21 protein-coding genes are annotated in these 23004 nt (G+C 66.7%); 18 read left to right on the top strand and 3 right to left on the bottom strand.

Translation table 11 applies throughout. The features are described 5' to 3' along the window. The first annotated feature begins 216 nt into the window (after positions 1-216). The 3 genes from dnaE to pncA all read left to right on the top strand — a co-directional run bounded on the left by dnaE (position 217) and on the right by pncA (position 5270). Entirely contained in the window at positions 217-3687 is a 3471-nt protein-coding gene (dnaE, locus tag AC1REK_RS11535; protein ID WP_492267936.1) for a DNA polymerase III subunit alpha, read from the top strand. Between the two features lie 237 nt (positions 3688-3924). Next, the gene (locus tag AC1REK_RS11530) at positions 3925-4647 is read left to right on the top strand and encodes an FkbM family methyltransferase (protein ID WP_492267937.1); all 723 of its coding nucleotides are present in this window, start codon (positions 3925-3927) and stop codon (positions 4645-4647) included. Continuing rightward, positions 4644-5270, top strand: coding sequence for a bifunctional nicotinamidase/pyrazinamidase (gene pncA, locus AC1REK_RS11525; protein WP_492267938.1), 627 nt, complete (start codon positions 4644-4646; stop codon positions 5268-5270). Before AC1REK_RS11530 ends, pncA begins: the two co-directional genes overlap by 4 nt. Before the next feature lie 14 nt (positions 5271-5284). On the opposite strand, the gene AC1REK_RS11520 is transcribed toward pncA, so the two are convergent. Together AC1REK_RS11520 and AC1REK_RS11515 are read right to left on the bottom strand one after the other, a co-directional pair. Further along, positions 5285-6451 (bottom strand): GGDEF domain-containing protein, encoded by a 1167-nt coding sequence (locus tag AC1REK_RS11520; RefSeq protein ID WP_492267939.1) that lies wholly within the window; start codon positions 6449-6451, stop codon positions 5285-5287. Positions 6452-6582: 131 nt separating this feature from the next. Next, positions 6583-6747 (bottom strand): hypothetical protein, encoded by a 165-nt coding sequence (locus AC1REK_RS11515; protein ID WP_492267940.1) that lies wholly within the window; start codon positions 6745-6747, stop codon positions 6583-6585. A gap of 22 nt (positions 6748-6769) precedes the next feature. Between AC1REK_RS11515 and AC1REK_RS11510 the strand changes: the two genes are divergently transcribed. From AC1REK_RS11510 to pyrH, 4 genes are all read left to right on the top strand, one after another. Then, positions 6770-7096 carry a pore-forming ESAT-6 family protein gene (locus AC1REK_RS11510; RefSeq protein ID WP_316017281.1) on the top strand — a complete coding sequence of 109 codons (327 nt, stop codon included), beginning with the start codon at positions 6770-6772 and terminating at the stop codon, positions 7094-7096. 315 nt (positions 7097-7411) lie between these two features. After that, positions 7412-8416: a 30S ribosomal protein S2 gene (locus tag AC1REK_RS11505; RefSeq protein ID WP_316017196.1), complete on the top strand. Its 1005-nt coding sequence runs from the start codon at positions 7412-7414 to the stop codon at positions 8414-8416. Positions 8417-8583: 167 nt separating this feature from the next. Continuing rightward, positions 8584-9507, top strand: a complete 924-nt coding sequence (gene tsf, locus AC1REK_RS11500) for a translation elongation factor Ts (RefSeq protein WP_316017195.1) — start codon at positions 8584-8586, stop codon at positions 9505-9507. Positions 9508-9614: 107 nt separating this feature from the next. Beyond that, positions 9615-10322, top strand: a complete 708-nt coding sequence (gene pyrH, locus AC1REK_RS11495) for a UMP kinase (RefSeq protein WP_316017194.1) — start codon at positions 9615-9617, stop codon at positions 10320-10322. A gap of 27 nt (positions 10323-10349) precedes the next feature. On the opposite strand, the gene AC1REK_RS11490 is transcribed toward pyrH, so the two are convergent. Next, positions 10350-10763, bottom strand: a complete 414-nt coding sequence (locus AC1REK_RS11490) for a VOC family protein (protein ID WP_316017193.1) — start codon at positions 10761-10763, stop codon at positions 10350-10352. A 264-nt stretch (positions 10764-11027) separates the two neighbouring features. Between AC1REK_RS11490 and frr the strand changes: the two genes are divergently transcribed. The 11 genes from frr to lpxB all read left to right on the top strand — a co-directional run bounded on the left by frr (position 11028) and on the right by lpxB (position 23003). Next, positions 11028-11591: a ribosome recycling factor gene (gene frr, locus AC1REK_RS11485; RefSeq protein WP_316017192.1), complete on the top strand. Its 564-nt coding sequence runs from the start codon at positions 11028-11030 to the stop codon at positions 11589-11591. Between the two features lie 57 nt (positions 11592-11648). Beyond that, positions 11649-12413: an isoprenyl transferase gene (locus AC1REK_RS11480; protein ID WP_316017191.1), complete on the top strand. Its 765-nt coding sequence runs from the start codon at positions 11649-11651 to the stop codon at positions 12411-12413. A gap of 20 nt (positions 12414-12433) precedes the next feature. Further along, on the top strand, positions 12434-13237 hold the full coding sequence (locus AC1REK_RS11475) for a phosphatidate cytidylyltransferase (protein ID WP_492267941.1): 804 nt from the start codon (positions 12434-12436) through the stop codon (positions 13235-13237). Between the two features lie 7 nt (positions 13238-13244). Beyond that, positions 13245-14426, top strand: coding sequence for a 1-deoxy-D-xylulose-5-phosphate reductoisomerase (gene dxr / locus AC1REK_RS11470; RefSeq protein WP_492267942.1), 1182 nt, complete (start codon positions 13245-13247; stop codon positions 14424-14426). A 23-nt stretch (positions 14427-14449) separates the two neighbouring features. Continuing rightward, a complete protein-coding gene (rseP, locus tag AC1REK_RS11465) occupies positions 14450-15598 on the top strand; it encodes an RIP metalloprotease RseP (RefSeq protein WP_316017188.1) in 1149 nt (382 codons plus the stop codon). A gap of 300 nt (positions 15599-15898) precedes the next feature. Next, positions 15899-18418, top strand: a complete 2520-nt coding sequence (gene bamA / locus AC1REK_RS11460) for an outer membrane protein assembly factor BamA (RefSeq protein ID WP_390893234.1) — start codon at positions 15899-15901, stop codon at positions 18416-18418. A 42-nt stretch (positions 18419-18460) separates the two neighbouring features. Then, positions 18461-19525: a UDP-3-O-(3-hydroxymyristoyl)glucosamine N-acyltransferase gene (gene lpxD, locus AC1REK_RS11455; protein ID WP_492267943.1), complete on the top strand. Its 1065-nt coding sequence runs from the start codon at positions 18461-18463 to the stop codon at positions 19523-19525. 90 nt (positions 19526-19615) lie between these two features. Then, positions 19616-20074: a 3-hydroxyacyl-ACP dehydratase FabZ gene (gene fabZ / locus AC1REK_RS11450; RefSeq protein WP_316017185.1), complete on the top strand. Its 459-nt coding sequence runs from the start codon at positions 19616-19618 to the stop codon at positions 20072-20074. 66 nt (positions 20075-20140) lie between these two features. After that, positions 20141-20950 carry an acyl-ACP--UDP-N-acetylglucosamine O-acyltransferase gene (lpxA, locus tag AC1REK_RS11445; RefSeq protein ID WP_327521467.1) on the top strand — a complete coding sequence of 270 codons (810 nt, stop codon included), beginning with the start codon at positions 20141-20143 and terminating at the stop codon, positions 20948-20950. 44 nt (positions 20951-20994) lie between these two features. Next, positions 20995-21816 carry an LpxI family protein gene (locus tag AC1REK_RS11440; RefSeq protein WP_492267944.1) on the top strand — a complete coding sequence of 274 codons (822 nt, stop codon included), beginning with the start codon at positions 20995-20997 and terminating at the stop codon, positions 21814-21816. Further along, positions 21813-23003 (top strand): lipid-A-disaccharide synthase, encoded by a 1191-nt coding sequence (gene lpxB / locus AC1REK_RS11435; RefSeq protein ID WP_492267945.1) that lies wholly within the window; start codon positions 21813-21815, stop codon positions 23001-23003. The genes AC1REK_RS11440 and lpxB overlap by 4 nt, the downstream gene beginning before the upstream one ends. The last annotated feature ends 1 nt before the right edge of the window (position 23004 follow it).

The following is a 23004-nucleotide window of genomic DNA, read 5'->3' as shown; positions in this document are numbered from 1 at the left end:
CTGATGGCCGGCGCCGCCGAGTTTTTCGCCCTGGCGCTGTTCGTCGGAATGATCTGGGTCTGGGCTGCGCTCGCCGCCGCTCCTGGCGTCTGAGAAGGTTGATGGCGTGCCTCGCGGCCACGGCTGCGCGGCATGCGCCGGGCGTCCACAGGCCCGGCCCCGGCAGCGTCTCGACCCCGGCGCGGCGCTGCGCGATAACCCGCCCGAGAGGGCATCATGAGCGACCGGAAGAACGATTCGCAGGTTGAGGACGAGGTCGGATTCGTCCACCTCCACGTCCATTCGAGCTATTCCCTGCTTGAAGGCGCGATCCAGGTCGGCGCGCTTGCCAAGCTCGCGGCCGGCGACGGTCAGCCGGCGATGGCGCTGACCGACACCAACAACCTGTTCGGCGCGCTTGAATTCTCCGAGAAACTGGCGGGCGTCGGCGTGCAGCCGATCGCCGGCGTGCAGCTCGGCGTTGATTTCGGTGACGACGAGACGGGTGGCCGCAAGCCTGTCCAGCCGGTGATCGGCCATCTCGTCCTGCTCGCCATGAACGAGGCGGGCTACGGCAACCTGATGAAGCTGGTGAGCCAGGCCTGCCTCGCCGCCGGCACCGGCCAGCCCGTGGTGACCATCGAGCAGCTTGCCGAAAGCCGGGAGGACCTGATTGCGCTGACGGGCGGGGCTGGCGGTCCCCTCGACCTTGCCCTGCGGGCCGGACAGCCGGCGCAGGCCGGGGCGCGGCTGCAGCGGCTGCAGACGATCTTCGGTGATCGTCTCTATGTCGAGCTGCAGCGCCATGAGCGCGATGACGGCCCCTCGGTCGAGGCCGGGTTGCTCAAGCTCGCCTATGACGCCGACCTGCCGATCGTCGCGACCAACGAGCCCTATTTTGGCAAGCCGGCGGATTTCGAAGCGCACGACGCCTTGCTCGCGGTCGCGGCCGGGCGACTGCTGTCCGACAATGAGCGCCGCCGCGTCACGCCGGAGCACTATTTCGCGACGCGGGCCGAGATGAAGCGCCGCTTCGCCGATCTGCCGGAGGCGCTGGCCTCGACCGTCGAGATCGCGCGGCGCTGCTCCTGGCGCGTCGGCACCCGCAAGCCGATCCTGCCGCGCTTCGGCGAGGAGGGCCGCGACGAGGCGGAGGAGCTCGAGGCACAGGCGCGGGCAGGGCTCGCCGCGAGGCTGGAGAAGCATGGGCCAGCCCAGGGCTTCACCGTCGAGGATTACGACAAGCGGCTCACCTTCGAACTCTCGATCATCACCCGGATGAAGTTCCCGGGCTATTTCCTCATCGTTTCCGACTTCATCAAATGGGCCAAGGACCACGACATCCCGGTCGGGCCCGGCCGCGGCTCGGGCGCGGGCTCTCTCGTCGCCTATGCGCTGACCATCACCGACGTAGACCCGCTGCGCTTCGGCCTGCTGTTCGAGCGCTTCCTCAATCCGGACCGCGTCTCGATGCCGGACTTCGACATCGACTTCTGCCAGTACCGGCGTGAAGAGGTGATCGAGTACGTCAAGCACCGCTATGGCGAGGAGCGCGTCGCCCAGATCATCACCTTCGGCACCTTGCAGGCGCGCGGCGTGCTGCGCGACGTCGGCCGCGTTCTGGAAATGCCCTACGGCCAGGTCGACAAGCTGACCAAGCTGGTGCCGCAGAACCCGGCCAAGCCGATTACGCTGCCGGAAGCGATTGCCGGCGAGCCGAAGCTGCAGGAGGCGGCGGCCGAGGAGCCGGTCGTCGCGCGGCTGCTCGAAATCGCCCAGAAGCTCGAAGGCCTGCACCGCCACGCCTCGACCCACGCCGCCGGTGTCGTCATCGGCGACCGGCCGCTGGAGCAGCTGGTCGCGCTTTCGGTCGATCCGCGCACCGGCATGCGCGTCACCCAGTTCAACATGAAATGGGTCGAGCAGGCCGGGCTGGTGAAGTTCGACTTCCTCGGCCTGAAGACGCTGACCACGCTGACCATCGCGGTGAAGCTGATCGCCCAGCGCGACATCAAGGTCGATCTCGCTCAATTGCCCTTCGACGACCCGACCACCTACGCCATGCTGGCCCGCGGCGAGACGGTCGGCGTGTTCCAGGTGGAATCGGTCGGCATGCGCAAGGCGCTGGTCGAGATGAAGGCCGACCGGATCGAGGATCTGATCGCGCTGGTGGCGCTCTACCGCCCCGGCCCGATGGACAACATCCCGACCTATTGCCGCCGCAAGCTCGGGCTGGAGGAGCCGACCTATCTCCATCCCGGCATGGAGCCCTACCTCTCAGAGACGCATGGCATCATCGTCTACCAGGAGCAGGTGATGCAGGTAGCGCAGGCGCTCTCGGGCTATTCGCTCGGCGAAGCCGACCTGCTGCGCCGCGCCATGGGCAAGAAGATCAAGGCGGAGATGGATGCCCAGCGCGACCGCTTCGTGAAGGGCGCCATCGAGAACGGCATCAAGAAGGACATCGCGTCCGAGATCTTCGACCTGCTGGCGAAGTTCGCAGACTACGGCTTCAACAAGAGCCATGCCGCGGCCTATGCCGTCGTCGCCTTCCAGACCGCCTATCTCAAGGCCAATTTCCCGGTCGAGTTCCTTGCGGCGTCGATGACGCTCGATATTGGCAACACCGACAAGCTCTCGGAATTCCGCCGCGATGCCGAGCGCCTCGGCATCAAGGTCGAGCGGCCCTCGATCAACCGCTCGGGTGTCGATTTCGACGTCGCCGACGGCGCGATCCGCTATGCGCTCGGCGCGATCAAGGGCGTCGGGCGGGCCGCGGTCGAATCGATCGTCGTGGCGCGTTCCAAGGAGGGGCCGTTCCGCGACCTCGCCGATTTCGCCCGCAGGATCGATACGCGGCTGGTCAACCGCCGCACGATCGAGGCGCTGATCTGCGCCGGCACGCTCGACGAGATCGAGCCGGAACGCGCCAAGGCAATGGCAGCGGTCGACGGCATGCTGGCGCTCTCCAACCGCACCCGCGATGCGGCCGAAGGCGGCCAGTCGGAGCTCTTCGGCGGCGGCGGGGTGGCGGAAGCCTTCCGCATTCCGCCCTTCGAGCCCTGGGCACCGGCCGAGCGCCTGCAACGCGAGCATGACGCCGTCGGCTTCTTCCTCTCCGGCCACCCGCTCGACGATTACGAGCATGTGCTGAAGCGGCTGCGGGTCCAGAGCTATGCCGATTTCGCCCGCACCGTCCGGGCCAGCGGCACCTCGATCGCCAAGGTCGCCGCCTCCGTGATCGACCGCTCGGAGCGCCGGACCAAGTCCGGCAACAAGATGGGCATCGTCCAGCTCTCCGATCCCAGCGGCCAGTTCGAGGCGATCCTGTTCTCGGAAGGCCTGCAGCGCTATCGCGAGTTGCTCGAGCCCGGCGCTGCGCTGGTGCTGCGGCTCTCTGCCGTGCTCGACGGCGAGGAGGTCCGCCCGCGGATCGAGGATGTCGAGCGCCTCGACGAACTGGCCTCGCGCCAGAAGCAGGATCTCTGCGTCTTCCTGCGCGACGACAAGGCGCTCGCCTCGATCGCCGAGCGGATCAAGCCGCGCGGCGACGGCGCCCGGGCCGTGGGCAAGGTCTCGCTGGTGATGATCCTGGACGACGGTGCCCAGGAGGTCGAGGTCGAGCTGCCCGGGCGTTACCCGATCAACCAGCAGGTCGCGAACGCTGTCCGCGCCGCGCCGGGCGTGGTGAACGTCGAGCTGCGCTGACGGAAGGCATGTCGAAGCAGGGCCTTCCGGCCCCTCTTCCTGAGGAGCAGCCGAAGGCTACGTCTCGACGGATGTTCCCGGAGGCTCTGGAACCAGCTCGACCATGCTTCGAGACGCGATCCAATGAATCGCTCCTCAGGGCGCGGCGAACGGCCGGAAGCGGTTTCTTGAGCTTGCGCCGTAAGCCGCTGCTGCCTCAGAGTGTTTGGACAAGACGATGATGTCCGGGGGGACCTGATGAAGCAGTATGTCGCGCGCATTCCGATGAGCCTTGCCGTGCCGGACGCCATGCATTGGGCGATCAAGGACGTGCTCGAGGGCGAGTACGAGGCCGGGTTCGACGGCGTCGGGCTCGACATCCTGGACATCGGTGCGAATGTCGGCTCCTTCGCGCTCTGGGCGACGGCGCGCTGGCCGGGCAGCGTCGTCACCTCCTATGAGCCGCATCCCGGCACCTTCGAGCTGCTCAAGCGCAACACCGATCGGCGCCGCGACATCCGGGCGGTGAATGCGGCGCTGTTCCCCGGCGGCCAGAAGGCGGCGAGCTTCGTCAGCCGTTTCGCCGGCGACGGGGAATCGGGTCTGGCCTCCTATGCCGGCGACACCTTCATCGACGGCGCCATGGTCGAGCGCTACGAGGTCGCGGTGGTCGATCCGGCGAGTCTGCCCTCGGCCGATATCGTCAAGATCGACATCGAGGGCGGCGAGGGCGACGTGCTCGACCACATCGACCTCTCGCAGACCTCGCTCGTCCTGCTGGAATATCAGAACCGCAAGAACCGGCTGCAGCTCGAGGCCCGGCTCGCCGCTGATTTCGAGCTGATCGATACGGTGGAGCATATCTGGGACCCGCTGCTCGAGCAGCGCTGCTACCGCCCCGATCTCGCCGGCGACGTCTATGGCCGCATGTTCGCGGCCCGCAGGGGGATCACCCGGATGACCAGATCGGCCACGCGATGATCGACGCCGGGACGGCACTGATCGCCGTCGATCTCCAGAACGATTTCTGCAGCGGCGGCAGCCTCGCCGTGCCGGGAGGCGAGGAGGTCGTTCCGCTCGTCAACGCGCTCGGCAGAAACTTCTCCACGGTCGTGCTCACGCAGGACTGGCACCCTGCCGGTCACGCCTCCTTTGCCTCGAGCCACCCGGGGCGCGCGCCCTTCGAGGTCATCGAGATGCCCTATGGCCCGCAGGTGCTCTGGCCGGACCATTGCGTCCAGGGACAGGCCGGTGCCGATTTCCATCCGGCAATCGAACTCAGCATGGCACAGGCCGTCATCCGCAAGGGCTTCCATCGCGGTGTCGACAGCTATTCCGGCTTCGTCGAGGCCGATGGCCGCACGCCGACGGGGCTCGCCGGCTATCTGCGCGAGCGCGGTGTCGGGCGCATCGTCATAGCCGGGCTCGCCACGGATTTCTGCGTCAACTGGACGGCGCAGGATGCGGTCCGGGGCGGCTTCCAGGTGCTCGTCGTCGAGGAGGCCTGCCGGGCGATCGATCTCGACGGTTCGCTTGATCGGGCCTGGGCCGAAATGAACGCGCTCGGCGTCCGGCGCGTGAGCATGGCGGAGTTCGCTGGCTAGACCAGCATCGTGCTTCAGTAGAGCGCGGCGGCCGGGTGCAGCTCGGCCCGGTCGCGGCCGAGGCGCTTCGAGCGATAGAGCGCTTCATCGGCCTGCTGCAGCAGCGCTTCCAGGCGATTGTCGGCGACGTTCCCCTCGGCGACGCCGATGCTGAGCGTCGGCTTCACCTTAGTCTCGCCCCAGGCCGCCAGGGCCCGCCCGAAGGCGGCGCGAATCCGGTTGGCGACGCCGATCGCCTCCGCCGCCGTCAGATGCGGGAGCACGACGACGAACTCGTCGCCGCCTTGCCGCGCCAGGATATCGCTCGCGCGCAGCTCGCTGCGCGCCGCATCGGCGAAGATCAGCAGGATCTTGTCGCCGGCAGCGTGGCCATGGGTGTCGTTGAGCCGCTTGAAATGATCGATATCGATGAGCAGGACGGCGAGCCTGCGCGGGCGCCGCACAGCTTCGGCCGTCAGTTCCTCGATCGAGCGCTCCAATCCGCTGCGGTTCAGAGCTCCCGTCAGCGCATCCTGCTGAGCGAGCGAGACGAGCGCGTTGCGATGGCGCTCGGTGGCGAGCAGCAGCAGTGCGCAACCGCGCAGCAGCAGGAAGGCGGTGCCGGTGACCGCCAGCCAGGGCTGTGCCTCGTTCGGTGTGAAGAGCTCGGGGCCGATCTGGCTGGAGGCGGCGAGGTAGGCGTTGAAGGCGAAGGTCGCGGCGGTCGGCGCGAACAGGCCGATCAGGATCGCGCCCGAGACCAGACGCTCGCGCCGCAACAGGTTGAGCCCCTCGCGGACCACGGCGATGTCGCAGCCGCTCGCCAGCACGGACATCAGCACGACGCGGTTTGTGAAGCCTTCGGGCTCGTTCCAGAGCAGCAGCAGAATGCCGGCGATGGCGATGGCGGCGAGGTAGATCGGCAGGCGGGCCGGACGCCCGGCGAAGGTCCTGACGCTGTAGAGCGTGAGCAGATAGCCGGTCCAGCTCACGAGATTGGCGAGCGGTATCGAGATCAGGTCCGGGATCGAGCCGCGCAGGGCGACCCCGATCGTGCCGATCCCGATCAGCAGGTTGCTCAACCCCCACCACAGCGGCCAGCGCTCGAATCGACCCGTGGCGAACGCGAGCAGCTGCACGAGCCCGAGCAGCGTGCAGGTGATCGCGCCTGCCAGATAGATTGTCCTCAGGTCGAGATCCACGCAGCCGCCAAGTCGATTCTGTCGTAGCGAAACGCCTAGCAGCATCCCGTGAATCGTTGGTTCACGGCGCGTCTCCCGTTCGGGAAGCGGCCAGCGCGTTCTGCTGGCGCCGCCGGCGACGATCCTGTCAATCAGTGTTCGCTCATGATCGTCATGCGCTTGTCTTCGGCCTGACGCAACGCTAGCTCGGACACGGCCGGGGGGCGCCACCGCATCGACAGATGCCATGATCGGAAACGGAAGATCCCCATGACATTTTCCTTGAAGTCTCTTTGCGCTGCCGCTGCGGTCTCCATCCTGGGCTTCGGCCCTGGCGCTATGGCTCAAGCTCCTGCCGATCAGATGGCCATCGCCTATCAGGCGGGGCGCAATCAGCTCGGCATTCTCGCCTATTGCGCGGAGAAGGGCCATGCCGGTGCCGACGTCGTCGAGATCCAGCGCAAGATGCTCGGCCTGATTCCAGTGCCCGCCGACAAGAGCGCCGGCGATACGGCCGAGGAAGCCGGCCGCAAGGGGACGATCTCGATGATGGGCGTCACCCAGGACATCGAGACGATAGCGAAGGCGCAGGGCGGCTCGGCGGCGAGCTACTGCAAGCAGATCGGCGATGTCGTGAAGCAGGCCGGCGCCTCGCTGCCGAAATGACGCCGATCAGGGCAGAGGCGCTGTCTGCTCGAGATCGTGACGTATTCTCAAGGGCATGCTCGGCTATTCCAAGGTATTGATCGAGCATGCGCGGCGGCGTTGATCGCTCGCCTCCGCCGGCGCGGCCCGTATCGGCCGCCCGGCAATGCTGTCTCACCGCGGGGTTCCGCCTTGCATTTTCGCCGCGCGCCCTGTAAGGCGCAGGCCATTCCACATGGGGAGCATCACCTCGATACCGAGGCGTTCCGGTGACCGGCCAGTCGATGCCCGGCTCATTTCGCTCCCCAGAGGCTCAACCGGAAGGACAAGAATACGATGGCTCTGCCTGATTTCTCCATGCGCCAGCTCCTCGAGGCCGGTGCCCACTTCGGCCACCAGGCCCATCGCTGGAACCCGAAGATGTCGCCGTACATCTACGGGACCCGCAACAACATCCACATTCTCGACCTGTCGCAGTCGGTGCCGATGCTGTCGCGCGCCCTGCAGGCGGTCAGCGACACCGTCGCCCGTGGCGGTCGCGTGCTCTTCGTCGGCACCAAGCGCCAGGCGCAGGATGCCATCGCCGACGCCGCCAAGCGTTCGGCCCAGTACTATGTCAACTCCCGCTGGCTCGGCGGCATGCTGACCAACTGGAAGACCATCTCGGCTTCGATCCAGCGCCTGCGCAAGGTCGACGAGCTGCTGAACGGCGCCAGCACCGGCCTGACCAAGAAGGAACGCCTGATGCTGGCGCGCGAGCGCGACAAGCTCGAGAAGGCGCTCGGCGGCATCAAGGACATGGGCGGCACGCCCGACATGATCTTCGTGATCGACACCAACAAGGAGCAGCTGGCGATCAAGGAGGCTCAGCGCCTCGGCATCCCGGTCGCCGCCATCGTCGATTCGAACTCGGATCCGGACGGCATCACCTTCCCGGTCCCGGCCAATGACGACGCCGGCCGCGCCATCCAGCTCTATTGCGACCTGATCGCCCGTTCGGCCATTGACGGCATCTCGCGCGCCTCGGGCGATCACGGCATCGACCTCGGCGCCGCCGAGGCCCCGCTCGTCGAGACCGCTCTGGCCGAGCCGGCCGCCGATGCGGCCGCCGCCTTCGAGCTGCTGACCGCCCCGCGCGGCGCCCCGGACGACTTCATGAAGCTCTCGGGCATGGGCCCGGAGATCGTGCAGAAGCTCAATGACGGCGGCATCTTCCACTTCTGGCAGCTCGCTGCCATGAGCCCGGCGGATGTCAGCAAGGTCGATCATGACCTGAAGCTGGCCGGCCGCATCGAGAGCCAGGGCTGGGTGGCCCAGGCCCGCGATCTCGCCGACGCCTGATTTTCCAGGATTGCGGCGCGTCATCGGCGCGTCGCACTTCGATACTGACTAAAGCCGAAGCAGCGCCGACGGCCGGAAACGGAGCGTCGGCGTTTGCCGATCGGAACCACGACCAGGATTGCGGCACGCCATCGGGCGGCGCCGCCAAGAGAGCAAGGACGACGCAAATGGCTGCGATCACCGCCGGCATGGTGAAGGAACTCCGCGACAAGACCGGCGCGGGCATGATGGACTGCAAGGCCGCCCTGTCGGCCACCGACGGCAATATGGAAGCCGCCGTTGACTGGCTGCGTGCCAAGGGCCTGTCGAAGGCCGCCAAGAAGGCCGGCCGCGTCGCCGCCGAGGGCCTCGTCGCCGTCGCCGTGCGCGGCAACAGCGGCGTCGTGGTCGAGGTCAACTCCGAGACCGACTTCGTCGCCCGCAACCTGGAGTTCCAGGCGCTGGCCCGCACCATCGCCGATGTCTCGCTCGAGCGGGGCGGTGATGTCGAGGCGCTGGCCGCCCATCACTATCCGGGCGGCGGCACGGTTGCCGACGCGATCGCCAACGCCATCGCCACGATCGGCGAGAACATGACGCTGCGCCGTGTCGCGCAGGTCTCGGTCTCGGCCGGCGTCATCGGCTCCTATGTCCATGGTGCCGTCACCGACGGTCTCGGCAAGATCGGCGTCATCGTCGGCCTGGAAACGTCCGGCCAGGGCGAGGAACTCGCCACGATCGGCCGCCAGGTCGCCATGCATATCGCCGCCAGCAACCCTGTCGCGCTCGATCTGGCTTCGGTCGATCCGGCCGTGCTGGAGCGCGAGAAGGGCATCCTGGCCGAGAAGAACGCCGGCAAGCCCGAGCATGTCCTCGCCAAGATCGTCGAGAGCGGCATGAAGAGCTACGCCAAGGAGTACTGCCTGCTCGAGCAGACCTACATCCATGACGGCTCCAAGTCGGTCTCGCAGGTGCTGAAGGAGGCTGAGGGCAAGGTCGGTGGTCCGATCAAGATCACCGGCTTCGCGCGCTTCGCGCTTGGCGAAGGCATCGAGAAGGAAGAGCAGGACTTCGCGGCCGAGGTCGCCGCGGCCGGCGGGACCGCTGGCTGAAAAGCCGGTTGATAGAGACCAGAAAGGCCGCGCATCGCGCGGCCTTTTTTGCAAGAAGCTGACATCGCTCCCAATCCGAGAGTGGCGGCACGAAACGGAGAGCCCCGATGAGACCCAAACGCGTGCTTGTGAAGCTCTCGGGCGAAGCCCTGGCGGGAGCGAGCGGAAACGGCCTCGACGGCGCGACGCTGACGGCGCTAGCGGCGGATATCTCGGCTGCGGCGCGCGAGGGTGTCGAGATCGGCATCGTCGTCGGCGGCGGCAATTTCTTCCGTGGCGTCCAGGGGCTGAACAAGGGCCTCGACCGCACCAGCGCCGACTCGATCGGCATGCTCGGCACGGTGATGAACGCGCTCGCGCTCGAACATGCGATCGAGACGGCCGGCGCTCCGGCCCGCGCCATGTCGGCGGTGCCGATGCCCTCGCTGTGCGAGAGCTATGCCCGCAAGCGGGCGCTCGACCATCTCAGCAATGGCAAGGTGGTGATCCTCGGCGGCGGTACCGGCAATCCCTATTTCACCACCGACACCGGCGCCGCGCTCCGCGCCGCCGAGCTCGACTGCAGCCATCTGCTCAAGGCGACGCAGGTCGACGGCGTCTACACCGCCGATCCGAAGAAGGATCCGGATGCGGTGCGCTTCGATCGGCTGACCCATGTCGAGGCGATCACCCGCGACCTCAAGGTGATGGACACCGCCGCCTTCGCCCTGGCGCGCGATGCCGGCCTGACCATCGTCGTCTTCTCGATCGCCGAGCCCGGCATGCTCGCGGCCGTGCTGCGCGGCGAGGGCAGGGCGACCTACGTCACGCCCTGAGCGGAGCTCAGGGCCGAGCGCGCCGGCTCAGTAATTTGGCCACAGGCCGGGCGTCGCCAGTTCGAGCATGTGGCCGTCGGGATCGCGGAAGTAGAGGCTCCTGCCACCGCGGTCCCAGCTCATCCGGCCCTCGATCGCAATGCCCTGCTGCTGCAGCCTCTCGTCCCAGAGGGCGAGTTCGTCGAGATCGACGGCAAAGCAGATGTGAAGCGGGCCGGAGCCGTCATGCGGCGGTATGCTGCCACCGGCGGACATTTGCGTCCTGAGCGACTGGCCACGCAGGAACAGCAGCAGCACGCTGGCGCCGCCGACATCGTAGGCGAACAGCGTCCCGGTCTTGAGCATGGGGGGCAGGCCGAGCTTGACTTCGTAGAAGTCGCGGGCGCGCTCGAGGTCGTCGACATAGAGCGCGGTCTCGATGATGCGGTTGAGGCGGGGCACTGGCTTGCTCCTCGGTTGTTCAGAATGGAAGGCCGATGGGCTGGCGCTGCCTTCCAGATCGGCTATGAAGCAAAGGGCGGCATGGTCGCCGCCGCAAGGCTTTCCGGGCAGGTGCAGTACGCGCTACCGGGAGGCTGATATCCAGCTTGCTCCGGCAAAGTGCCACCGAGGCATGAAATCCTTGACCCTGCGCGAGCCGCTCGCCATGGTCGCGCGCATTTCCGGTTCGGTCCTCTGCCGGGTTTCGACAAGGTTTTGAAGACGATGGCCCAAACCACTTTCGATCTCGCCGACCTGAACCGCCGCATGGACGGCGCCGTCCAGTCGTTCAAGAGCGATCTCGCCTCGCTGCGCACCGGCCGCGCCTCGGCCAATGTGCTCGATCCGATCACGGTCGAGGCCTATGGCGCGCGCACGCCCCTGACCCAGCTTGCCACCGTCAGCGTCCCCGAGGCGCGCCTGCTTTCGGTCCAGGTCTGGGATCGCAGCATGGTCCAGGCGGTCGAGAAGGCGATCCGCGAATCCGATCTCGGCCTCAACCCGCAGACGGAAGGCCAGGTGCTGCGCATCCGCATCCCCGAGCTGAACGAGCAGCGCCGCAAGGAGATGGTCAAGGTCGCGCACAAATACGCCGAAGAGGCGAAGATCGCGGTCCGCCATGTCCGCCGCGACGGCATCGACCTGATCAAGAAGCTCGAGAAGGACGGTCACCTGCCCAAGGACGACGTCGCCAAGCAGTCGGACCAGGTCCAGAAGGCGACCGACAAGCACATCGGCGAGATCGATCAGGCGCTGGCGTCGAAGGAAAAGGAAATCCTGCACGTCTGAGCCGCGGCACGGACCTGCAATCATCGACGGACGGGCTCGGCCCGAAGAGGCATAGGAATGTCAGACGGCCCGCGCCCGGTATCGCCCGGCATCCAATCGGCCCCGACCCATGTCGCGATCATCATGGACGGCAATGGCCGCTGGGCGCAGATGCGCGGCCTGCCGCGGCAGGAAGGCCATCGCCGCGGGCTCGAGTCCCTGCGCCGCGCGGTCCGCAATGCCGGCGAGCTCGGCATTCGCGTCCTGACGCTCTATTCCTTCTCGACCGAGAACTGGCGCAGGCCGAAGGCTGAGGTGTCCTTCCTGCTCGGCCTGCTCCGCCGCTTTGTCGAAAACGACCTCGCCGAGTTGCATGAGGCTGGCGTCCGCGTCCGCATCATCGGCAGCCGGGATCTCGCGCCGGATCTGCGCCAGCTGATCGAGCGCGCCGAGAGCATGACCGCCGGCAATCGCGGCCTTACCCTGGTCGTGGCCTTCAATTACGGCTCCCGCGACGAGCTCGTGCGGGTCACCCGTGCGCTGGCTGCCGACGTTGCAGCCGGCCGGCTGAGCCCGGAGGCGATCGACGAGGACATGCTGACCTCCCGGCTCGACACCGGAGACCTGCCGGAGCCCGATCTGGTGATCCGGACCTCCGGCGAGACCCGCATCTCCAACTTCCTGCTCTGGCAGGCCGCCTACGCCGAATTCGTCTTCACGCCCGTGCTCTGGCCCGACTTCGACCGCAAGGCACTCGAGGATGCGGTGGCGGAGTTCCACCGCCGCGAGCGTCGCTTCGGCGGCGTCAACCAGCCTGCCGCCTGCAATGTGGGGGTCGCGTGAATGAGCCTTCCGGCGACGCTGTGAAGGCCGGCGCTTCCGAACTGCGTCTGCGCGTCCTGTCCGCGCTGGTGATGGCTGCCGTGATTCTGGCGGTTACGCTGCTCGGCGGTCCTGCATTCCGTTTTGTCTGGGTGCTGGTGGCTGGCCTCGTTGCCTATGAATGGCTCGCCATCATCAGTGCGCGCAACGCGATCGCTGGTGGGATCGGTGTCGCCCTCGCCGGATTCGCGCTGGGCTTTGCGCCGGTGAGCGACCCGGCGCTGGCAGGCTCCGCGGCGGTACTGGCCCTGGTCGGCGCGGTCGTGACCACGCAGGTCGATGATCGCCGCATACTCGAGGCCTGCGGCGTCGCCTATGCGCTTTGCTTTGCCCTTGTCACGCCCGCGTTGCGCCAGGTACCGGAGATCGGGCTGTTCCTGATCGTCTGGACCTTCGCCGTGGTCTGGTTCACCGATATCGCCGCCTATTTCACTGGCCGTGCCCTGGGTGGCCCGAAGCTGATGCCGAGCGTCAGTCCAAAGAAGACCTGGTCGGGTGCCCTCGGCGGCGCTGCGGCCGGTACGGCAGGGGGGCTGGCGGTCTGGTACCTGTCGCCGGTGGCGACGGGGCTCGGCCTTGCTATGGTGTTCGCAATCTCGCTCGCGGCCTCGGTCTTCAGCCAGGCCGGGGATCTGTTTGAATCGGCCATCAAGCGCCGCTTCGGCACCAAGGATTCCAGCCGCCTGATCCCCGGCCATGGCGGTTTCCTCGACCGGCTCGACGGCTATTGGGCCGTGCTGGTCTTCGCGGGCATGCTGCTTTATCTCGCCCGCCTGGGGCACTGATCGTACCATGCGCCGTCTTGTCACCATCCTCGGAGCGACCGGCTCCGTCGGCCGTTCCGCCCGCGATGTCATCGCCGAGAATCCGGACCGCCTCGCGGTGGCCGCAGTCGTTGCCGGTCGCGAGGTGTCGGGCGTTGCGCAGGTGGCGCGCGAAACCGGGGCGCGCTTTGCTGCGATCGCCGACGAGACGCTTGCCGGCGCGCTCCGCGAAGCGCTCGCCGGCAGCGGCATCGCGCACGGTGCCGGGCGCACCGCCGTGCTCGAGGCCGCAAGCCTGGATAGCGACATCGTCGTCAGCGCGATCTCCGGCGCCGCCGGCCTGGAGGCCACCTTCGCCTCGCTCCTGCCCGGGCGCGTCGTCGCGCTCGCCAACAAGGAGAGCCTGGTCTGCGCCGGCGAGGCCGTGATGGCCCAGGCGTCCCGGGTCGGGGCGCGCATCCTGCCGCTCGATTCCGAGCATAATGCCCTGTTCCAGGTGCTTGGCACCGAGCCGGTCTCGGCGATCCGCTCGATGACGCTGACCGCGTCGGGCGGCCCGTTCCGGACCTGGAGCGCCGAGCGGATCGCTGCGGCGACGCCGGAGCAGGCGCTCGCCCACCCGAACTATGCGATGGGCGCCAAGATCACGATCGATTCCGCCAGCATGATGAACAAGGGACTCGAACTGATCGAGGCCCGCTTCCTGTTCCAGCTTGGCGCCGATCAGATCGACGTGCTGGTCCACCCGCAGCAGATCGTGCATGGGCTGGTCAATTTCCGCGACGGCTCCGTGAGCGCCGGCATGGCCATCCCCGACATGCGCGTCGCCGCGGCGCATTGTCTCGGTGTCGATGGCAGGCTCGACGCACCGCAGGACCGGTTCCTCGACCTCGCGAGCTGCGCGCCGCTCGTCTTCGAGCGCCCGGATCTTGCGCGCTTTCCGGCGCTCGGTCTGGCTATGGCGGCGCTCGCGGAGGGCGGGGCTGCCCCGGCAATCCTGAACGCCGCGAACGAGATCGCCGTGGCGGCTTTCCTCGCGCGTCAGATCCCGTTCTGGGCGATCCCGGCCCTGGTCGAAGCCGTCTGCGCGCAGCCGAGCGGGCAGGGGCGCGAGGCGCCGGCGAGCGTCGCCGCGGCGCTGGCGATTGACCAAGATGCGAGAAACCGCACCCGGCTCCTCTTGTCGGAAGGCCGCTTCGCTGTCACCTAGTGGCGGTAAGTCGGGAGAGTTTTATGGATATCCTGGGATCGGTCTGGCACGCGGGAAGCTTCCTGCTGGGCTACCTCGTGCCCTTCCTGTTCGTCCTGACCATCGTCGTGTTCGTCCATGAGCTCGGCCATTTCCTGGTCGGGCGCTGGTGCGGCGTCGACGTCAAGGTCTTCTCCATCGGCTTCGGCCGCGAGCTTTTCGGCTTCAACGACAAGCATGGCACGCGCTGGCGCTTCGCGCTGATCCCGCTCGGGGGCTACGTCAAATTCTCCGGAGATGCCGACGCCTCGAGCACGCCGGACGGCGAAGCCGTGGCGCATATGAGCCGCGAAGAGCGCGAGCGCTCCTTCCCGGCCCAGTCCGTCGCCGAGCGTGCGGCGATCGTCGCCGCTGGGCCGATCGCCAATTTCCTGCTCGCGATCGCGATCTTCGCGGTCACGGCCTACAGCTTCGGCAAGCCGGTGCTGGCGCCGCGCGTCGAGATGGTCACGGCGGGGGGCGCGGCCGAGCGGGCGGGCCTGAAGGCGGGCGACCTGATTCTCAAGGTCGAGGATCGCGAGATCAAGAGCTTCTCCGATCTGCAGCGCCAGATCTCGACCCGTCCGAGCGAGCCTCTGCCGGTGACGTTCGAGCGGGACGGAGCGACCATGGTCCTGACCGTGACGCCGGATCTCGTCGAGACCTCCTCGCCCTTGGGCAAGCAGCGTCTCGGCATCATCGGCGTGCAGGCCTCGTCAAAGCCGAGCGACTGGACCACCCAGCATTTCGGCCTGGTCGAATCGTTGAAGCTCGGCGTGAGCGAAACCTGGTTCGTGGTCGAGCGGACCTATGACTACCTCGCCAAGCTCATCAAGGGGAAGGAATCGACGGACCAGCTCTCCGGGCCGATCCGTATCGCTCAGGTCTCCGGAATGGTCGCCTCGAGCGGTGGTCTGCTCGCGCTGATCAACCTCGCCGCGATTCTGTCGGTCTCGATCGGCCTGATGAACCTGTTCCCGGTGCCGATGCTCGATGGCGGGCATCTGATGTTCTATGCCATCGAAGCGGTGCGTGGCCGGCCGCTGAGCGAGCGGGCGCAGGAGATCGGCTTCCGGGTCGGGCTCGGCCTGGTGCTGATGCTGATGCTGTTCGTGACATGGAACGACCTCGTCCATGTCCGCTCGCTGCTCTGACCGGAGTCCGTTAACGGAACCGGCCGAATCCGACCTTTTCGGGTTGTGATATCCCTGCCACGCTGACGCGCCGGATTATGGCATTTTCTGGCCGCTTCCGGCCGTGAGCCCCGATTCTATCGGGGCCCGCGCGTGACCTGACGGCAACGAACGACGTAAAAACACTTTGTTAACGACAATGCTGGTTTGCGTCCCGCGGGAAACTTTGTAGAAGCGTTTGGTCTTCAATGTCGCCGTGCTCCCGCCGCTTGCGGGGGTCCCCTCACGGGGTGGTGACCCAAGAATGGAATAGGCGACCCGATGACGTCGACGCTTCAGAGCCGGTCCTTGAGAATGCGGCTCTCTCGATCAGTCGGACTTTCGGCCTTTATGTTGGCCGTTAGCGGTGGCGTGGTGTTTGCGCAGGCCGTGATTGTCCAAGGAAACAGGCGCGTCGATGCGGAGACGATCCGCTCCTACGTGACCGCTCAGGGTTCCGGGAGCCCGGCGGAGATTCGTCAGAATCTCCTGTCGACCGGACTCTTCTCCAATGTTCAGGTCAGCCGCCGCGGTTCGCAGACCGTTGTCTCCGTCCAGGAGAACGACACGATCAATCGCGTCGCTTTCGAGGGTAACCGTCGCCTCAAGAGCGATGTCCTGCTTGGCCAGGTTCAGTCCAAGGCCAACGGGCCGCTGAGCCAGGCGCTGGTCGATGCCGACGTCGAGCGTCTGAAGGAGGTCTATCGTCGCGCGGGTTACGGCTCCGCGACCATTTCCGGCCGCATTCAGGCGCTGCCGAACGGTCGCTCGGACGTCGTCTTCACCATCGCCGAAAGCGGCAAGACCGGTATCAAGGAGATCAATTTCTCCGGGAACGGCGTCTATTCGTCGTCGCGTCTGCGCAACCTGATGAGCTCGACGGAATCCAACTTCCTCAGCTTCATCAAGACCTCCGACGTCTACGATCCCGATCGGATCGCGGCCGATCTCGAGCTGATCCGGCGCTACTATCTGAAGAACGGCTACGCCGATTTCCGCATCGTCGCGAACGATGCGCGCTTCGACGACGCCAAGGGTGGCTGGATCGTCGACGTCACGGTCGACGAGGGGCCGCAGTATCGCGTCGGCAATGTCTCGGTCGATTCCCGCCTGCGCGATATCGATCCCGGTGCGCTCGAGCGGCTGGTCAGCACCTCGTCCGGCGACACCTACAACGCCGAGGCGGTCGAGCGGTCGCTGGTCAATCTGACCACCGAGGTTTCGCGCCGCGGCTATGCCTTCGCGCAGGTTCGCCCGCGCGGCGAGCGCGATGCGAACGGTCAGATGATCGGCATCACCTACGTCGTCGAGGAAGGTCCGCGCGTCTATGTCGAGCGGATCAACGTCCGCGGCAACACCCGTACGCGTGACTATGTCGTGCGTCGCGAGCTCGATCTCGGCGAAGGCGATGCCTACAACAAGGTCTTCATCGACCGCGCCGAGCGTCGCCTGAACAATCTCGGCTTCTTCAACAAGGTCCGGATCACCAACGAGCCGGGCAGCGCGCCTGATCGCGTCGTCGTCAACATCGACGTCGAGGACAAGGCGACGGGCTCGTTCTCGATCGCCGGCGGCTACTCGACTTCCGATGGTATCATCGGCGAAATCTCGCTCTCGGAATCGAACTTCCTCGGGCGCGGCCAGTTCGTCCGCATCGCCGGCACGATGGGCCAGCGCACCCAGGGCATCGATTTCTCCTTCACCGAGCCTTATTTCCTCGGTCGTCGGATCGCGGCGGGTATCGACCTGTTCTCGAAGTTCAACGACAACTACAATATCGGCCGTTTCGAGAGCCGTGTGACGGGCGGCCAGCTCCGGTTCTCCTTCCCGATCACGGAAGAGTTCTCGATCACGCCGCGCTACTCGATCTATACGACCGAGATCAAAATCCCGAACAACTACAGTCATCCCTATAACGACTGTAGCTACCCGATCCCTGGCGTCACGCCCGTCGGAGCGCAGGCCAACAACTTCTTCAACTGCTTGAGCAATGGCGAAGCTTCGATCGCTGTGAAGGAAGCTCAGGGGACGACCTTGACCTCCCTGGTCGGCCTCAACTTCAATTACAACTCGCTCGACAACTTCCAGAACCCGCGCAACGGCTTCACGGCCGAGCTGAAGCCCGAGTTCGCCGGTCTCGGCGGCGATTCGAAGTTCCTTCGCGTCAGCGCCGATGCGCGCTACTACAAGGAGTTCCTCGACGACTTCGTCGGTATCGCGCGCGTCCAGGGCGGCCACGTCCAGGCAACAAGCGGCGATCTGCGCATGATCGACCACTACTTCCTTGGACCGACGCTGGTTCGCGGCTTCGCGCCGTCCGGTATCGGCCCGCGCGACGTGCTCAACGATCCGACGGCGAATGCGCTCGGCGGCACCACCTATTTCGGCGGTTCGCTCGAAGTGCAGTTCCCGATCTTCGGCTTGCCGCGGGACCTTGGCCTGAAGGGCGCGGTCTTCGCCGACGCCGGTACGCTGTTCAACTATGACGGCGGCTCGAAGAGCATCACCAATGGCTCCTTCGCGGGCTGTCCGGCCGGCTCGGAGGCGCGCCAGTTCAATGTCGCGTCGACGTCGATCTACCAGTCCAACGTGGCCTGCGTTCGCGACAAGAACGTGATCCGCTCGTCGATCGGCGTCAGCTTGCTCTGGCAGTCGCCGCTCGGCCCGATCCGCTTCGACTACGCCTACGCGCTGACCAAGGACGACGGTCAGATCGGTACCGATCCGCGTACCGGTATCACCGCCAAGTACGGCGGCGACCGTCTGCAGGCCTTCCGCTTCTCGGGCGGCGCCCGCTTCTGACCCCCAGCAGGGCGCGTCTCGCGCCCTGCGACGGACCATCTCATGGCAGATCCCAGTTTCTTTCCCGTGGCGACCTCGTTGTCCTTCAACGAGGTCGCTTCGCTTTGCGGCCTCACACTGCCTGAGGGCGCCGACCCGGCGCGCCGGGTCGAAGGCGCGGCTCCGCTCGAGACGGCCGGCGCCAACGACGCCGCCTATATGGACAACCCGAAATATGTCGCGGCGCTGACGGGCACATCGGCCGGGCTCTGCTTCGTCTCGCCGCGTTTTGCCGATCGCGTGCCGGCGGGCACCGTCGCGCTGGTGACGCCGGCGCCTTACCACGCTTTCGCCAAGCTGCTCGCCACCTTCCATCCGCAGGCTCTGCGACCGGCTTCGATGTTCGGCTCGGCCGGCGTTGCTCCGGGCGCCTTCGTCCACGCCACGGCGCGGCTCGAAGCCGATGTCACCGTCGACCCCGGTGCCGTGATCGGACCCGGTGCTGAAATCGGCGCCGGCAGCATCATCGGCCCCCAGGCCGTGATCGGGCCGCAGGTCCGGATCGGCCGGGACTGCAGCATCGGTGCCGGCAGCACTTTGCAAAACGCGCTGATCGGCAACCGCGTCATCATTCATCCCGGCGTGCGCATCGGCCAGGACGGCTTCGGCTTCGCCATGAGCCCGAAAGGGCACATGAAGGTGCCGCAGGTCGGCCGCGTCATCATCCAGGACGATGTCGAGATCGGCTCCAATAGCTGCATCGACCGCGGGGCCAGCCGCGATACCGTGATCGGCGAAGGCACCAAGATCGATAACCTGGTGCAGATCGGCCATAACTGCGTGATCGGCCGCCATTGCGTGATCGTTTCGCAGGTCGGCATCGCCGGCTCCAGCACGCTGGAGGACTTTGTCGTTCTCGGCGGGCAGGTCGGTCTTGCCGGTCACCTGACCATCGGCATGGGCGCGCAGATCGCGGCACAGAGCGGCGTCGCCGGCGACGTTCCGCGCGGCGCGCGCTATGGCGGGTACCCGGCGCAACCCGCTTTGAGCTGGGCCCGCGAGTCGGCCCTGCTCAAGCAGCTCGTCGCCAAGCGCGGCAAGACGACGGGCGGCGACGAAAGCGCTTGATCTGCGGCCGGCTTCCGGCAATGCAGCTTGCATGGCAGAGAGTGAGCGACCGGAGGCGTGGCCGGAAGGCGCTTTGGGAGAAGTGATAAGATGACGGATGCGACGAAATCGCTCGGCGTGGCCGATATCCAGAAGATCATGGCCTGCATTCCGCACCGCTATCCTTTTCTGCTTGTCGACCGCGTGATCGAGATGGATGGCGATGCTTCCGGCGTCGGCATCAAGAACGTCACCGTCAACGAACCTCAGTTCACCGGACATTTCCCGGGCCGACCCGTCTTTCCGGGCGTACTGATGATCGAGGCAATGGCCCAAACGGCGGGCGTGCTCGTCGTGAGCTCGCGCGGCGACGATGAGGCTGCGGTCTCGACCGTGCTCTTCACCACGATAGACAAGGTCAAGTTTCGCAAGCCGGTGATTCCGGGGGACAGCCTGCGCTTTCACCTCACTAAGATCGCACGCAAGCGCAATATCTGGTTCTACCGCGGCGAGGCCAAGGTCGATGGCGTTCTCGTCGCCGAGGCCGAGCTCTCCGCCATGGTGATGTGAAACGCGGCACAGTCTGACCCCGCGCCGCTGCTTCCGACCAGAATCCAAGTCGACAGGTCCCATTTCATGAGTGCCACGATCCACCCGATGTCGGTCGTCGACCCCGCTGCACGGCTGGGCGAGGGAGTCGTCATCGGTCCGTTCTGCACGGTCGGTCCGCAGGTCACGCTCGATGACGGGGTCGAGTTGATCAGCCATGTCGCGGTTGCGGGCATCACCAGCATCGGCGCCCGCACGAAAATCTACCCCTTCGCTTCCATCGGGCATCCGCCTCAGGATCTGAAGTTCAAGGGTGAGCCTTCGACGCTAACCATCGGGGCTGATTGCGTGATTCGTGAAGGCGTCACGATGAATCCGGGCACCGAGGGCGGCGGCATGAAGACCGTGATCGGTGATCGCGGCCTGTTTCTCGCCAATTCGCATGTCGGTCATGACAGCATCATCGGCAGCAACGTCATCTTCTCGAACAATGTGATGTGCGCGGGGCACGTCACCGTCGGCGATTTCGTCATCGTCAGCGGTGGGACCGGGTTGCACCAGTACATCCGCGTCGGGGATCACGCCTTCATCGGCGGCGGTGCCGGCGTGATGCACGATGTCATTCCGTTCGGCATGGTGCGGGACAACCCGGCTCATCTCGCCGGCCTCAACCTGGTCGGCCTGAAGCGCCGCGGCTTCTCCCGCGAGCAGATCCATGAGCTGCGCCGGGCCTACCGTCTGCTCTTCGCCGATGAAGGCACCTTGTCGGAGCGCGTCGAGGACGTCGCCAGCGAGTTCGCCTCGCATCCGCTGATCCACGAGATCCTCGACTTCATCCGCAGCGGCGGCGAGCGCGCAATCTGCGTGCCGCACGACGTTACCGCGCCGGACCGGTGAACACGGGCCCCGCGGAAGGGCCCGGCAGACGAGCCGGGCTGCGCTTGGCGATCCTGGCTGGCGCCGGCGAATACCCGGCTCATGTCGCTCGTAATGCTCTGGCCGCAGGTGCCGAGGTTTATGTCGCGGCTCTTTCGGGGGCTGCGAATGTCACGGATTTCCCGGGCTGCGACGCGCAGGAATACCGGCTTGGCCAGCTCGGCCGCCTTCTCGATGCGTTGAAGCGTCGTGAGGTCACCGATATCGTGATGATCGGCGCGCTGCCGCGTCCGAGTTTCGGTGCGCTGGCGCCCGAGCTGTCGACCTTGAAGTACCTGCCGCATTTCGCGCGCGCCTTCCAGGGCGGTGACGATCACCTGCTTCGGGGTGTCGTGAGCTTTTTCGAGGGGCAGGGGTTCCGGGTCGGGAGCCCGGCGGAGATGGCGCCGGAAATCGTCGCGCCGCTCGGGCCTCTCGGACGGACGGTGCCGGCTTCGGTCGCCCGCGACGCCTTGCTGCGGGGCTTCGACCTCTTGGCGGCGCTGTCGCCTTTCGATATCGGCCAAGGCGCCGTGATCGCCGATCATCGCGTGATCGCGGTCGAGGCGGCCGAGGGCACCGATGCCATGCTCGAACGCGTCGCAACTCTGGTCAGGGCAGGGCGCCTCAAGCTCGGAAAGGGCGACGGTGTCCTCGTCAAGGCGCCGAAGCACGGCCAGGACCTGCGCGTCGATATGCCGGCGATCGGACCGGACACCGTCGCGCGTGTTGCCGAGGCAGGGCTCGCCGGAATCGCCGTGCGCGCCGGAGGCGTCCTGGTCGGCGACCGTGCCCGCCTCGCGGCCCAGGCCGATGCCGCCGGCATCTTCGTCGAGGGCGTGGCGTGAGCATCCGGCCGTTCCGGCTCTTCATCGTCGCGGGCGAAGCCTCCGGCGACGCGCTCGGTGCCCGCTTCGTGCAGCAACTACGCCAGCATCTCGGCGAGCGCCCTCTCGTGTTGCATGGCGTCGGTGGCGAAGTCCTGGCGGCCGAAGGGCTGGAGAGCGTCTTCCCGCAGGAAGACATCGCGGTGATGGGCTTCGGCCCGGTCGTGGCACGCCTGCCGCTGCTGCTGCGGCGGATATCTGACGCTGCGAAGGCCGCGGCGGCCTGCGCTCCCGATCTGATGCTGACGATCGACGCTCCGGATTTCGGGCTGCGCGTCGACAAGAAGCTGCGCAGGCTCAATCCGGCAGTGCCGATCGCACACTGGGTCTGCCCGAGCGTCTGGGCCTGGCGACAGGGCCGGGCGCGGCGCATGCGCCCGCATGTCGACCGCATCCTGGCGCTGTTGCCGTTCGAGCCGGAAGCTCTGGCGCGCCTCGGCGGACCGGAGACGGTCTATGTCGGGCACCCGCTGATCGAGCGTCTGGATGAGCTGCGCCCCGATGTCGACGAGGCCCGCTTGCGAGCCGATGCGGCGGCTCCCCTCATTCTCGTGCTTCCCGGCAGCCGTGGTTCCGAGATCCGCCATCTCATGCCGGCTTTCGGCGAGACGATCGCTCGTATCGCCCAGGCCTTGCCGCAGGCGCGCTTCGTCCTTCCGGCCGTGCCGCGTCTAGTCGACACCATCAGCCAGGTCGTTGCCGACTGGTCGGTGAAGCCAGAGATCGTCACGGGCGAAGCGGCCAAGCTCGCGGCTTTCCGTCAGGCGCGCGCCGCGCTCGCTGCGTCCGGCACGGTGACCCTTGAGCTCGCTCTGGCGCAGGTACCGACCGTCGCGGCCTATCGTGGCGCCGGCTGGGAGGCTGCACTGGCTCGCCGCCTGATCAAGCTGCCGACCGTGATCCTGCCCAATCTCATTCTCGGCGAGAATATCGTTCCCGAGTTCATCCAGGACGATGTAACGCCGGACGCGCTGGCGCAGGCGCTGCTCGCAGTGATCCCGGAGGGGGCTGCCCGCACGCGCCAGCTCGATGGTTTCGCCGGAGTCGAGCGCGAGATGCGCCGTGCCGGACCGAGTCCGGCCGCGAATGCCGTCGAAGCGGCGCTCGCGCTGGTGGAAGCGCGAGCGGCCGCCGTGTCCGGACGATAGC

Source organism: Allobosea sp. GW823-FHT02B03 (genome assembly GCF_058797755.1).
This window is presented reverse-complemented; position numbering and strand designations above follow the sequence as displayed.